This window comes from Cupriavidus sp. HY129, from assembly GCF_059492215.1.
Genome location: NZ_CP083255.1, coordinates 1,515,188 through 1,527,949 on the forward strand (window position 1 = coordinate 1,515,188; position 12,762 = coordinate 1,527,949).

The 12,762-nt window shown below is 65.3% G+C and carries 15 protein-coding genes; 2 read left to right on the forward strand and 13 right to left on the reverse strand.

Features of this window, described 5'->3' with window-relative positions; translation table 11 throughout:
- Positions 1-14: 14 nt before the first annotated feature.
- On the reverse strand, positions 15-446 hold the full coding sequence (locus K6G35_RS23110) for a DoxX family protein (protein WP_495676382.1): 432 nt from the start codon (positions 444-446) through the stop codon (positions 15-17).
- A gap of 142 nt (positions 447-588) precedes the next feature.
- Here K6G35_RS23110 and K6G35_RS23115 point away from each other — a divergent pair, with 142 nt between their 5' ends.
- Positions 589-1,503 (forward strand): LysR family transcriptional regulator, encoded by a 915-nt coding sequence (locus K6G35_RS23115; RefSeq protein ID WP_495676383.1) that lies wholly within the window; start codon positions 589-591, stop codon positions 1,501-1,503.
- Positions 1,504-1,632: 129 nt separating this feature from the next.
- Here K6G35_RS23115 and K6G35_RS23120 read toward each other — a convergent pair whose 3' ends face one another.
- A complete protein-coding gene (locus K6G35_RS23120; protein WP_008645539.1) occupies positions 1,633-2,106 on the reverse strand; it encodes a VOC family protein in 474 nt (157 codons plus the stop codon).
- A 204-nt stretch (positions 2,107-2,310) separates the two neighbouring features.
- On the opposite strand from K6G35_RS23120, the gene K6G35_RS23125 reads away from it, so the two are divergent.
- Positions 2,311-2,976 carry a GntR family transcriptional regulator gene (locus tag K6G35_RS23125; RefSeq protein WP_008645541.1) on the forward strand — a complete coding sequence of 222 codons (666 nt, stop codon included), beginning with the start codon at positions 2,311-2,313 and terminating at the stop codon, positions 2,974-2,976.
- 82 nt (positions 2,977-3,058) lie between these two features.
- Here the strand turns inward: K6G35_RS23125 and K6G35_RS23130 are convergent, their stop codons facing one another.
- The 11 genes from K6G35_RS23130 to K6G35_RS23180 form a co-directional block, all read right to left on the reverse strand.
- Positions 3,059-4,060 (reverse strand): amidohydrolase family protein, encoded by a 1,002-nt coding sequence (locus tag K6G35_RS23130; protein WP_008645542.1) that lies wholly within the window; start codon positions 4,058-4,060, stop codon positions 3,059-3,061.
- Positions 4,057-4,494 carry a RidA family protein gene (locus tag K6G35_RS23135; RefSeq protein ID WP_286962461.1) on the reverse strand — a complete coding sequence of 146 codons (438 nt, stop codon included), beginning with the start codon at positions 4,492-4,494 and terminating at the stop codon, positions 4,057-4,059. The genes K6G35_RS23130 and K6G35_RS23135 overlap by 4 nt, the downstream gene beginning before the upstream one ends.
- A gap of 51 nt (positions 4,495-4,545) precedes the next feature.
- Complete coding sequence (locus K6G35_RS23140; RefSeq protein ID WP_286962462.1) at positions 4,546-5,310, reverse strand: 2-keto-4-pentenoate hydratase; 765 nt, start codon at positions 5,308-5,310, stop codon at positions 4,546-4,548.
- Positions 5,307-6,344, reverse strand: coding sequence for a 4-hydroxy-2-oxovalerate aldolase (gene dmpG / locus K6G35_RS23145; RefSeq protein WP_035884027.1), 1,038 nt, complete (start codon positions 6,342-6,344; stop codon positions 5,307-5,309). The genes K6G35_RS23140 and dmpG overlap by 4 nt, the downstream gene beginning before the upstream one ends.
- Before the next feature lie 10 nt (positions 6,345-6,354).
- The gene (locus K6G35_RS23150) at positions 6,355-7,299 is read right to left on the reverse strand and encodes an acetaldehyde dehydrogenase (acetylating) (protein ID WP_008645546.1); all 945 of its coding nucleotides are present in this window, start codon (positions 7,297-7,299) and stop codon (positions 6,355-6,357) included.
- A gap of 1 nt (position 7,300) precedes the next feature.
- Positions 7,301-8,122, reverse strand: a complete 822-nt coding sequence (gene mhpD, locus K6G35_RS23155) for a 2-keto-4-pentenoate hydratase (protein ID WP_008645547.1) — start codon at positions 8,120-8,122, stop codon at positions 7,301-7,303.
- A 19-nt stretch (positions 8,123-8,141) separates the two neighbouring features.
- Positions 8,142-9,605: a 2-hydroxymuconic semialdehyde dehydrogenase gene (locus K6G35_RS23160; RefSeq protein ID WP_495676384.1), complete on the reverse strand. Its 1,464-nt coding sequence runs from the start codon at positions 9,603-9,605 to the stop codon at positions 8,142-8,144.
- A gap of 110 nt (positions 9,606-9,715) precedes the next feature.
- Positions 9,716-10,708, reverse strand: a complete 993-nt coding sequence (locus K6G35_RS23165) for a Bug family tripartite tricarboxylate transporter substrate binding protein (RefSeq protein WP_008645550.1) — start codon at positions 10,706-10,708, stop codon at positions 9,716-9,718.
- A gap of 78 nt (positions 10,709-10,786) precedes the next feature.
- Complete coding sequence (locus K6G35_RS23170; RefSeq protein ID WP_008645552.1) at positions 10,787-11,380, reverse strand: malonic semialdehyde reductase; 594 nt, start codon at positions 11,378-11,380, stop codon at positions 10,787-10,789.
- Positions 11,377-11,820, reverse strand: a complete 444-nt coding sequence (locus K6G35_RS23175) for a RidA family protein (protein ID WP_008645554.1) — start codon at positions 11,818-11,820, stop codon at positions 11,377-11,379. Before K6G35_RS23175 ends, K6G35_RS23170 begins: the two co-directional genes overlap by 4 nt.
- Complete coding sequence (locus K6G35_RS23180; RefSeq protein ID WP_495676385.1) at positions 11,817-12,719, reverse strand: dihydrodipicolinate synthase family protein; 903 nt, start codon at positions 12,717-12,719, stop codon at positions 11,817-11,819. The genes K6G35_RS23175 and K6G35_RS23180 overlap by 4 nt, the downstream gene beginning before the upstream one ends.
- Between the last annotated feature and the right edge of the window lie 43 nt (positions 12,720-12,762).

Genomic DNA, 12,762 nt, shown 5'->3' on the forward strand with positions numbered 1-12,762 from the left:
TGTCTGTGCATTGGTCAGGCGATGGCCTGGCTGGCCGGTGCGCGGCGCGCGTCCAGACCAAATGCCCCGCTGCCGAAGGCTGCTACCTGCAGCAGCCCTCCAGCCATGGCGAAGTTCTTCAGGAAGTGGAACATCTGATTCTGGTCGGCCAGCGCATGGTGGAAGACCAGCGCCGTCACCACCGCATAGGCCGCCAACAACAAGGCGACGATGCGCGTGCGATAACCAGCAACCAGCAGCACTGCGCCTGCCAGTTCAAGGATCAGGGCGCCCAGATAGCCCAGCAGCGGTGCGGGCAATCCCAGGGACGCGATGTAGGACATCGTTGCGCCGGGGGCCATTAGCTTGCCCAGACCGCTGATGAGGAAGATGGCGGCGATGAGGATTCGGCCGATGGCCGGGATCACGTTTTGCGGAACTGCGAGATTCTTGTTCATGACGAACATCCTTTAGGTAGGAGCATGAAAGACGGGTTGCGTGGATCGGAAGCTTGCGGGGGTTGCGCCCCGTTGCTGAAGAAGGTTAGGCGGGCGAAATCCATATCGGTAGCCTATATTTCTAGATGTTTTCCATCTACGGAATAGATAGATGCTCGACGCCGTCTCGCTGGACCAGCTCCGCACCTTTATTGCTGCCGTGGACGAAGGCAGCTTCTCCGCGGCCGGCCGCAAACTACGGAGGGCGCAGTCCGTCGTCAGTCACACGCTTGCCAATCTGGAGGGCCAGATCGGTGTGCAACTGTTCGATCGCACCGGCCGCTATCCGCGTGTGACGAAGGAGGGCACGGCACTGCTGGCGCAGGCTCGTCTGGTCGTGAGCGGGATGGACGGTTTCAAGTCGAGGGCGAAGGCTATCGCCGACGGACTGGAACCCGAACTCTCGGTTGTCGTGGACGTCATGTACCCGATGGCCTCGTTGACTGAGGCGGTCGATGCCTTCCGGAAGGCATTTCCCCACACGCCACTGCGGCTCTATGTCGAGGCACTTGGCGCGGTCCTGCAGCCCGTACTGGCCCAGAAATGCCGGCTTGGCATCAGCGGCTCGATGCCTTCCGTCCCGGAGAGTTTGGATGCAGAAAAGCTGCTCGATGTGCCAATGGTGACAGTGGCCAGTTCGGCACATCCGTTGGCTGCCCGCAAGGGGGTTCTACGGCCGCGAGACCTGAAGGCGCACGTGCAACTGGTGCTGACCGACCGGACATCGCTGACCGACGGCATGAGCTTCGACGTGTTCTCACCGCAGACCTGGCACCTGGCCGATCTGGGTGCCAAGCACGCCTTCCTGCGCGCGGGGTTCGGATGGGGGCATATGCCGGTCGAGATGGTTCAACACGATCTGGATACAGGCCACCTGGTCAGATTGCAGCTCGAGCAGTTCCAACCGCATACGCCGCCTATTTCCATGTTTGCGGTCTACCGAAAGGACACGCCACCAGGGCCCGCAGGGCAATGGTTCCTGCGCAGGCTCAAGGGAGGCGAGGCGGCGTTGATTCCATCGCGTTAAAGGCCATGCGTTGATGGCCGCGACGCGCAACCCTGCGTGCCGTGCGCTCGCACGGACGCAGGGCAGGTCTGGCGCGCACCGGGTGCCCGTGTCTCCCCGACCGGGGCGCCGGCGGCGCGCGAAGGCCCGTCAGATGCCGCTGCGGTCGGCCTTCAGGTCGGGATTGCGCAGGGCCGGACCCTTGTCGTCGCCGTTTGCTTCCTTGGAGGCGCCGCCCCAGCCGTGGTCGGTCAGGTCGATGATGATGTCGTTCGGATCGCGGTACTTCACCTCGTAGAAGATGTTGCCCTTCACCGGGACTTCGCCCATGTAATAGCGGCCACCGGCTGCTTCCACGGTCTTGCGTGCCTCGACGATGTCGTCGACCCACACGCCGATGTGATGGAGCCCGACGAAGTCCTTGCCGCGGTCTTCGCCGGCAGCGTGGTCGCTCTTGTAGTTCAGCAGGGCGATGCTGATCGTGCCGTCAGTCAGATAGACGCCGCGCGCCAGCGACGAATCCGTCTCGCCGACTTTGCGGAAGCCAAAGGCCTGCTGATAGAACTCGGCCGCGGCCCAGGGGTCGGGGACGGACAAGGCGATATGGCGCAGTTTGCTGCTCATGGGTGTGCTCCTCTTTGTGGTCAGTGTGTTGTCGTCGTTGCGGACCCAGGTTGGACGCCCGAGTTCGATTCGACGTAAATGTATACACTACACATAATGTGTGTTCAATAAAAGAAAAAAGTACTCATATGGGTAAATAAAAATAACCAGTCTTCATCGCGTATAATTGCGTCGCATCCAGCGCGTACCAGACCTGAGGACACCGTGACCACCATCGCTTCCCAAATTGGCCAGCAACTTGCCGACGAGATCATCTCGGGCGCGCTGCCGCCCGGCGCGAAGCTCGAGGAGCCTGCGCTGGCCGAGCGTTTCCAGGTATCGCGCACGCCGGTGCGCGAGGCGCTACGGCTGCTCGATGCACGCGGCCTGATAGAACTGGTGCCGCGTCGCGGCGGGGTGGTGATCAATACCAGCCCCGAGCAACTCGCCGATATGCTCGAGGCACTGTGCGAACTGGAGTCGCTGTGCTGCCGCATTGCCACGCAGCGTATGAGCGCGATGCAGCGCCGGCAGCTGGAACTCCTGCACGAAGAGGCCATCTCCGCCGCGGAGAAACACGACAGTGACGCCTACCTGACCCTGAACCATCGCTTTCATCAACTGATCTGCCAGGGCACCCAGAATGCGACCCTAGTAGCGGCGGTGGAAAGCCTGCGTGAGCGGCTGGCGCCGTTCCGCGCGGCGCAGTCGGGCGTCGAGCGCCGCTTCGAGGTTTCGCACCGCGAGCACCAGCAGATCGTGGAGGCAGTGCTGGGCGGCCATCCCGAGCAGGCCTATCTGGCGATGCGCAGCCACACCACGCGGCTCACCCTGCATGTGATGGAACTGATCCAGTCGAAGCAGGCCGGCGGCGCGAAAAGCGCGGGTTGATGCCGGGCGAGGCGGCATCCAAGTCCGCCACTGTCCGCCGCTGTCCGATACAGCGGCGGAGCACCGATGTGCAGCGGGGCCCTCAGCCTGTCAGACCGAAGAAGCGCATGGCATTGCCTGCCAGAATCCGCGTCCGGTCCGTTTCATCGAGGTCGGGGCTGTTGGCGACCAGCTTGCCGATTTCCTGTTCACCGAGCGGAAACGGGTAGTCCGAGCCCAGCATCACGTGGTCGGCACCCATGACTTCTACCAGCAGACGTAGCGAACGATCGTCGAACACCGCGCTGTCCACGGAGAACCGCTTCAGATAGTGGGAGGGCGGATGGGGACAGTCCTGCCGCACGATATCCCGGCAATGCCAGGCGTTCTCCGCGCGACCCAGCAGGAACGCAAAACCACCGCCGCCGTGGGCGAAGCAGAGCTTCAGCGTTTCCGGAATCCGCTCAAACGCGCCGGACAGGATCAACGAGAGGATGCCGAGTTGCGTTTCCGCCGGCATTGACACCAGCCACGGCAGCATCCATTTTTTCATGCGCCCGTCGGTCATCATGTCCCATGGATGCACCAGCACCGGAATATCGTTGTTCGCGCAATGCACCAGGAAACTGACCAGGCGCTCGTCATCCAGGTCGTGCGGACCCAGGTGATTGCCGATCTGCACGCCAACGTGGCCGGTCTCCCTGGCGCGCGAGGCTTCGATGCACGCCAGGTCCAGGTCCTGCAGCGGCACCTGTGCCAGCGCCTTCAGGCGCTGCGGGCGATAGGCGCAATGCTCGAGCGCGAGGTCGTTCATCCGGCGCGCCCACGTGGCTGCGGCGCTGGCGTCGTATCCATAGCCGAACATGATCGGCGTGGCGCATACGATCTGCATGTCCAGCCCGTTGCGGTCCATTTCCTCGATGCGCAGCGCGGGGTCCCATAGCGCGCGATAGACGGGCCGGAAACGTCTGTCGCCGGCCATGATGTGGCCCGATTCGCCATCGCTGTCGACGGCGAGCCATGGCGCGTTGTCCGCGTCCAGCGCGGCGGCTTCTTCCCGCGTGATGCGCGGGAAGAAGTGGGCATGCATATCGATCTTCTTCATGTTGCCTGGGACGTGAGCGGACGGTAGGCGATCGCTTTGATCTCGATGCGCAGGTGGGGATGCGGAAGCTGGTGCACGGCCACGGTCGTGCGGGTCGGTCCTTCGTAGCCGAAGTACTCGGCATACACCGCGTTGTAGCCACCGAAGTCGTTCATATCCACCAGGAAGCTGGTGATTTCCACCACGTCCTCCAGGTCCGCGCCCACGCTGCGCAGGATGTCCCGAATGTTCTCGATCACAGCGCGGGTTTGCCGGCGGATATCCAGTGCGGTCGTACCCATGGCATCCACCTCGACACCCTCGAAGGTATTGTCGGCGCGGCGGGAGCTGGTGCCCGAGACGAACAGGAAGTCTCCAGCGCGACGCACATGGGGAAAGGTGCCGCGTGGCGTGGCCTTTCCGGTCACCACTGATGAAGCGGAGTTTGCCTGCATGTTTGCTCTTTTCGTTGTGAAGGCCCGCCCGGTAGCCGGGCGGGCATGGCGTCATGCCGCCAGGAAAGAAGCGCGGCCAAGCGCGCCTATCGTTGCCGAAACATGGTTGCCGCGCACGAACGCTTCCGCAGCCGTGGCCGCTCCCGCCATGATCAGGCTGCCGGCTGGCAGCACGGCGCCGGCGCGCGTCAGCACGTGCGATGCCTGTACGAGGCTGCGCAGCGGATGGCCGAGAATGGCGGCGGTCGAACCTGTTTGCCTGGTGCGGCCGTCGATGCGCAGCACCACGCCGAGATTGGCCAGTACATCAACATTGCGCGACCACGGGCCGACGACCAGTCCCGCCGACGAGCAGTTGTCGGCCACGACATCTTCCAGCGTGAAGCGGAAATCGCGGTAGCGCGAGTCGATGATCTCGATCGCCGGCGCCACGGCCTCCAGGTAGTCGACACTCTCCAGCAGGGTCAGCGGGCCAGTGATGTCGCGGCGAGTCAGAAAGCAGACCTCCGGTTCGGCGCGCGGATGGATATAGCGTTCCAGGTCCACGCGGCCGCCGTCTTCCTCGATCATGGCGTCGGTCAGCCATCCCCAGATCAGGCTGTCCACGCCCATCTGGACCATCTTGGCGCGGCTGGTGAAACCCAGCTTGATGCCGACGCGGCGTTCGCCGCGCTGACAGCGGTGTTCGATCGACATGGCCTGGATGGCGTAGGCCTCGTCAAGCGTGAACGGCGAGGCCGCGCTGAACTGGCCGATCGCCGCGGCGTCGCGCGCGGCCGCGTCCAGGGCGCCTGCGATGGCTGCGTGATGGCTCATGCTGCCTCCTTGCTCTTCGCGCTGCCCGACCGCTGCAGGTCGAGCGCCACATCGACGATCATGTCCTCCTGCCCGCCCACCATGCGGCGGCGTCCCAGTTCGACCAGGATATCGACGGTCTTCAGGCCGTACTTGCCGGCCGCGCTCTCCGCGTGGCGCAGGAAGCTCGAATACACGCCGGCGTAGCCGAGCGCCAGCGTTTCGCGGTCCACGCGCACGGGGCGATCCTGCAGCGGGCGCACGATGTCGTCTGCGGCGTCCATCAACTGGTAGAGATCGCAGCCGTGTTGCCATCCCATGCGTTCGGCGGCGGCGATAAAGACTTCCAGCGGCGCATTGCCCGCGCCCGCGCCCATGCCGGCCAGGCTCGCATCGATGCGGTCGCAACCTTCCTCAACCGCGACGATGCTGTTGGCCACGCCCAGGCTGAGGTTGTGGTGCGCGTGCATGCCGGTCTCGGTTTTTGGATCGAGCACGTCTTTGAACGCACGAAAGCGCGCGCGCACGCCGTCCATGGTCAAGGCGCCACCGGAGTCCACCACGTAGACACAATGCGCGCCGTAACTTTCCATCAGCTTTGCCTGGCCGGCCAGCCTGTCGGGCGGGATCATGTGGCTCATCATCAGGAAGCCGGCGACATTCATCCCCATCGACCGCGCGGTCTCGATATGCTGCCGCGCCGTGTCGGCCTCGGTGCAGTGCGTGGCCACCCTGACCACGCGTGCGCCGGCGGCGTACGCTTCGCGCAGGTCGTGCACGGTACCGATGCCCGGCAGCAGCAGCGTGGCCACCGCTGCGCGCTGCACGGACTCCGCCACTGCCGCGATCCATTCCACGTCGGTGTGGGCGCCGAATCCGTAGTTGAAGCTGGAGCCGGCCAGGCCGTCGCCGTGCGCCACCTCGATCGAGTCCACGCCTGCCGCATCGAGCGCGCGTGCGATGGCACGCACCTGTGCAACCGAATACTGGTGACGGATCGCGTGGCTGCCATCACGCAGGGTCACATCGGAGATATAGAGTTTCTTGTCGATCATGACTGGCTCCTTAGCTTGCTGCCGACAGGGCAGGCTGGTTGCCCAATGCCTGTGCGACGCGTTCGGCGCATGCGAGCGCGGCGCTCGTCATGATGTCCAGGTTGCCTGCATAGGCGGGCAGGTAGTGCGCGGCGCCTTCCACTTCCAGGAAGACCGTGACTTTCAGGCCGGTCGTCGGCCCGAGGCCGGGCACATTCACAGGTGTGTCGATGCGGTCGAACTGCACACGCTGTTTGAGCCGGTATCCGGGCACATAGCCCTGCATGCGCTCCACCATCGCGTGCACGGCGGTTTCGATCGCCGTGGTGTCGGCTTCATCGATCAGGCAGCACACGGTGTCGCGCATGATCAGCGGTGGCTCGGCCGGGTTGAGAACGATGATGGCCTTGCCGCGCCTGGCGCCGCCCACCGATTCGATGGCGCGCGAGGTCGTTTCCGTGAACTCGTCGATGTTGTCGCGCGTGCCGGGTCCGGCGGACTTGCTCGCGATCGAGGCCACGATCTCCGCATAGTGGACCGGCGTCACGCTGGCCACGGCAGCCACGATGGGAATGGTGGCCTGGCCGCCGCAGGTGACCATGTTGAGGTTCGGCGCATCAAGATGTTCGCCAGCATTGACGCTGGGCACTACGTAGGGGCCGATCGCGGCTGGCGTCAGGTCGATCACGCGCACGTTGTGCGCCTGCAGCGTGGCGTTGTGGCGGGCGTGCGCGCCAGCGCTGGTGGCATCGAAGGCGATGCGGATATCGCCGAACTCCGGCATGGCCAGCAGGCCGTCGATGCCGGCGGCGGTGACCGGCACGCCGAGGCGCGTCGCGCGCGCCAGGCCTTCCGAGGCGGGATCGATCCCCACCATGGCGCCCATCTCGACATGCTTGCCGTGGCGCAGGATCTTGATCATCAGGTCGGTGCCGATGTTGCCGGAACCGATGATGGCTACCTTGCTGGGTTTCATCTCAGGCGTCTCCTTGTCTGGCGGCCTGGAACGACGCGGTCACGCTACCCAGGCCCTCGATGCGGGCGGTAAAGACATTGCCCGGCTGCACGGCGACCATGGGGCCGAGCGCGCCGGTAAGGATGGTGTCGCCGGCGCGCAGCGGTGCGCCAACGCGGCTCATTGTGTTGGCGAGCCAGACGGCGGCATTCAACGGATTGCCAAGACAGGCCGCGCCGCTGCCCACTGAGACCGGTTCGCCGGCCAGTTCCATGACCATGCCGCAATGCGGCAGATCCAGCGCGGCGAGCGAAACGGGCCGCGTGCCCAGCACGTAGAGGCCGGACGAGGCATTGTCGGCAATGGTGTCCGTCAGCCGGATATCCCAGTTGGCGATCCGGCTGCCAACGATCTCGATGGCGGGCAGCGCGAAGGCGGTTGCCCGGATCACGTCGGCGACGGTGTGCGCGGCGTGCGGCAGGTCATGCTCCAGCACCAGCGCGATCTCGGCTTCGACCTTGGGCTGCAGGACATCGCCCCAGTCGATCTCTTCACCGTCCTGGCGCACCATGTCGGCAAAGAGCATGCCGAAATCTGGCTGGTCCACGCCCAGTTGCCGTTGCACGGCGACGGATGTCAGGCCGATCTTGCGGCCAACCAGCCGGCGGCCGGCGGCGAGTGCGTGCTCGGTGTTGCGCTGCTGCACGGCGTAGGCCAGCGCAAGTGGATCGGCGCCGGCGCTGGCGGCCCGCGCGATGGCATCGCGCACGGGCGGGCAAGGCTGGCCATGCTCGGAGGCGAACCGGAGTTGGTCCGCAACCTGGATGAGTTCGGGGTTCAGCATGCGGTCTCTCGCAATGGCGTCAGGGATTGACGCAGATGGTGGTCAGTGAGGAATAGAAGTCGAGCGAATGGCGTCCACCCTCGCGGCCAATACCGGACAGCCGGGTGCCGCCAAACGGCGTGCGCAGATCGCGCAGGAACCAGGTGTTGACCCAGACGATGCCGACGTCGAACTGCCGCGTGACGCGGTGCGCGCGCGCGAGGTCGCGGGTCCACACCGAGGCGGCGAGTCCATAACGCGAATCGTTGACGCGCTTCACCACCTCGGCATCGGTGTCGAACGGCGCGATATGGCAGACCGGTCCGAAGATCTCCTCCTGAATGCAGCGTGCCGAGTCCGGCAAGCCGGTCCAGATGGTGGGCTGCACATAGGCGCCGTTGTCGCGTGCGTCGCCAAAAAGCGGCACGCCGCCACCGGTGACGACAGTCGCGCCTTCCTCCCGCGCCAGCGCGTAATAGGACAGCACCTTGTCGCGGTGATTGCGGGAGATCAGTGAACCCATCTCCACGCCCTCCACCGTCGGGTAGCCGATGCGCAAGGCTTCCGCGCGCGCTTTCATCGCCGCCACAAAGCGCTCGAAGATTGGCCGCTCCACATAGACGCGCTCGGAGCACAGGCATACCTGCCCGGCGTTGGTGAAGCTGGAGCGCATCACGCCCGCCACGGCCTTGTCGAAATCGCAGTCGGCGAAGACCACGGCGGCGTTCTTGCCGCCCAGTTCGAAGGAGATTTCCTTCACGCCATCAGCCACCGCTTTCATGATGGTGCTGCCGGTGCGGGATTCACCCGTAAAGGTGAGGGCGTCGATGCCCGGATGCCGCGACAGGAACTCGCCTGCCGAGCCGCCGCCGAAGCCGTGTACGAGATTGAAGACACCCGCCGGCACGCCGGCCTCATGCATGACCTCGGCCAGCAGCGTGGCGCTACCGGGGGTCTCCTCCGATGGCTTGACGACGACTGCGTTGCCGCAGGCCAGCGCGGGGGCCACCTTCCACGTCATCAGCAGCATGGGCAGGTTCCACGGAGAGATGATGCCGACCACGCCGTGGGGTTTGCGTACGGTGTAGCTGAAGACGTCGCCTTCGGCTGTCCTCATGTCGAAGTAGTCGCCGCCCGCCTGGCTGGCCAGGTCCGCGAACGTGCGGAAGTTCAGCACGCCGCGGCGGATGTCGAGCGCGCGCGCCTGTTGCTCGGTACGTCCGGTATCGGCCACCTCGGCGGCGACGAATTCATCGAAGCGCCGTTCGATGCCGTCGGCAATGGCATGCAGCACCCGGGCGCGCTCGGCGGCGCTGGTGTTACCCCAGGGGCCCTCCATTGCGGCGCGTGCGGCTTGCACCGCGCGATCCACCTGGCTGGCGTCGGCTTCGCAGACGTGGCCGACGATGCTGCCGTCGACCGGTGAGAGATTGGGAAAAAGATTGGCCGCTTCTTCGAAGCGGCCATCCACGTAGTTCCGATAGAGAGCGGAAGGGAGCGACACGGTGCAGTCTCCGGCGATGGTCTGAGACGCAGTGTAGGCAGCGGTCACATCGCTGGAAATTGAATCCTTCGCCGTTGTCTATTCCGGGTCGGAATACCTGCGGCCCAGCCTTACTCGGGCTGGATGCCGGCCGCCTCGACGACGGGTTTCCACTTCGCGCGATCCTTCTGGATGCGCTGGGCAAAGGCGTCGCGAGTTTCTCCCAGCGGGATGATGCCGGCTTTCTCCAGCCGCGCGCGGAACTCCGGCTCGGCAATGATCTTCTTCGACTCGGCGGCGATGCGATCGACGATTTCCGGAGGCATCTTTGCCGGTCCCACCAGCCCGTTCCAGGTATCCACCTCATGGCCCGGGAAGGTCTCGGCGATGGTGGGGACGTTTGGCAGCACTGGCAGACGCTTGTCGCTGGAGACGGCCAGCAGGGACACCTTGCCGGTACCGTTGTAGGGCATGACTTCCGACACGCTGGCGCTGTACAAGTCGATCTGGCCGGCAAGCACATCGGCAAGCGCCGGCGCGCCGCCGCGATACGGAACCATGGTGGCCTGGATGCCGGCCCGGTTCAGGAACAGCAGTGCGGAGAGTTGCGTCAGGCCGCCATTGCCGGCATGTCCGACATTGAGCGCGCCGGGGTGGGCCTTGCCATAGCGCACCAGGTCGTCGAGCGACTTGAAGTTGTTGCGCGTACTGGCCGTCAGCACGAAAGGATTGCCGCCGACGTTGATGATGGGCACGAAGTCACGCACCGGATCGTAGCGGATCTTGTTGGTCATTGGCGCGGTGACGATCTGCGTCAGCGTGGACATGAACAGCACGTAGCCGTCGGCGGGCGCGCGCGCGACGTACTCGGCCGCGATCAGGCCCGCCGCACCGCCGCGATTGTCCACGACGAATGGCTTGCCGAACGCTTTGGTCAGGCGCTCGGCCATCAGGCGCGTGATCATGTCGGTATTACCGCCCGGCGCAAAGGGCACGACAATGGTGACCGGCCGCGATGGCCAGGGCTCCTGGGCATGGCCGGGGGCGGCAGCGAGCGCGCATAGCGCCAGCGCGGCCCCGCGGGTGATGGCGCGCAGGCGGGCGCGCAGATGGGAAATGTTCATGGTCTCCTCCAGTTCTCCTGCACCGGCCTTCTGGCTCTGTGCGCAGGGGGATATTGTGATGGGTTGCGGCCGTCAGTGCTACTCGATGCGGCAGGCCTGATCGAAGGGTAATCGCGGCAGCTTTGCGAACAGTCGCGCCGGGTCTCCCTTGCCAAGGTTGCACAGGAAGTTGACACGCCAGCGCCCGTCGGGAAAGAAGGCGCGGTTCACCGCGTCCGCATTGAAGCCGGAGAGCGGGCCGCAGTCCAGGCCGAGCGCGCGCGCCGCCAGAATCAGGTAGCCGCCCTGCATCGAGCCGTTGCGCATCGCCGTTTCCGCAGCCAGTGCGGGGTCCGCTGCGAACGTGTCGAACATGGCGGGACGGTGCGGGAACAAGGTTTCGCCGAGCGCGTGGAACGCCGTGTCGTAGGCCACGATGGCGGTGACCGGGGCGTGCCTGACCTTGTCGACATTCGCTGGCGCGAGGGTAGGCAGGAGCCTTGCCCTGGCGGCGTCGGAGCGTACGAAGACCAGGCGCATCGGGCTGCAGTTGGCGCTGGTCGGCCCCTGGCTGACGAGTGCGTAGAGCCGGGTCAATGTGGCGTCGGAGACGTCCCCGTCGAGCCAGCCGTTGTGGCTGCGGGCCGTCAGGAACAGGGTGTCGAGCACATCGGATGCGACTGGCGCACTCATGCGGCGCCCCGTGCGTTGCCCGGGCTTTCCGGCGTGTCTGGCCCCCAGGCCGTCGCGGTGATCTCCACGCGCATGTCAGGATGCGGCAGCGCGGCCACAGCCACACAGGTACGCGCCGGCAAAGGCCGGCCCGCACTGGAAAAGCGGCGCATGCAGATGGCATCGTAGGCCGCATTGAATGCGGCGTAGTCGCGCATGTCGACCAGATAGCAAGTCATCGTCACGCAGTTGGCCAGTTCGAGTCCTTCCGCCTGCAAGGCACGATCGATCTTGTCGAGCACGCACTCGGTCTGCGCGGCGAGGTCATAGACACGCTCGCCGTTGGCGCCGGTCGACACGCCCGCGCATCCATCGTGTGTACGCGGGCTCATGCCGGCCAGGTGGACATGGCCACCGGCCCGGCGCGCAGGCGAGTACGCCGCAAGTGGCGGCGGATTCATGCGCGCGCCTCCATGGCGGGGATGCCGGCCAGTGCCTGCAGCAACTCGGTGGACGCGTCCGCCGCCAGCGGCACAAGGGGCGGGCGCACGTGACGCCAGCTGGGGTCGCTGGTCTGCTGCGCCAGCGTGTGCTTGACGGCGGCCACCATCGGGAATCGCTCCACCGTGCTGCGCACCGCGGCGATCGCTGGCTGCAGGCGCGCTGCGTCGGCTGCGTCGGCGAATGCCTGTGCAATGGCGCGCGCATTGATGTTGTTGGTGGCGGAGATGCAGCCGGCGGCACCCAGTGACAGACTGCGCAGCATCAGCAGTTCCGAGGCCGGAAAAATGGAGAGCGTCGGGAAACGCTCGAGCATGGCCACAAGGTTGTCCCAGTTGCCGCTGCTGTCCTTGATGCCCACGATATGCGTTGGGAATGCCTGCACGAGGCGCTCGATCAGCGACAGCGAGATGGGCACGCCAGACATCGCAGGGATGTGGTACAGCACGATGCGCAGGGCGGGATCGTCGACGCGCGCGATCAGCTCGCTGTAGTAGGCGAAGACACCGTCTTCGCTCACGTTCTTGAAGAAGAACGGAGGCAGCACCAGTACACCCGCGCAACCACGGTCGATGGCGTGGCGCGTCAGCACCACGGCATCGTCGATCGCGCAACAACCGGTTCCCACCAGCACGCGCTCGCCGGGGATTCCCGCATCGATGGCGGCGTCGACGAGCGCGATGCGTTCCTCGAACGTTTCCGAGCAGGCTTCACTGTTGGTGCCCGAGATCGCGATACCGGCGCCGTCGGCGATCAGCCGCTTGCAGTGCGCGACGAAAGCGGGCAGGTTGATCGACAGGTCTTCATGAAACGGGGTGACGACGGGGGTGAACACGCCCCGTAGTTGTTGGGTGGGCATGACTTTGTCTCCTGTTTTTTCTTTGATGCTTGTCTGGTGGGTC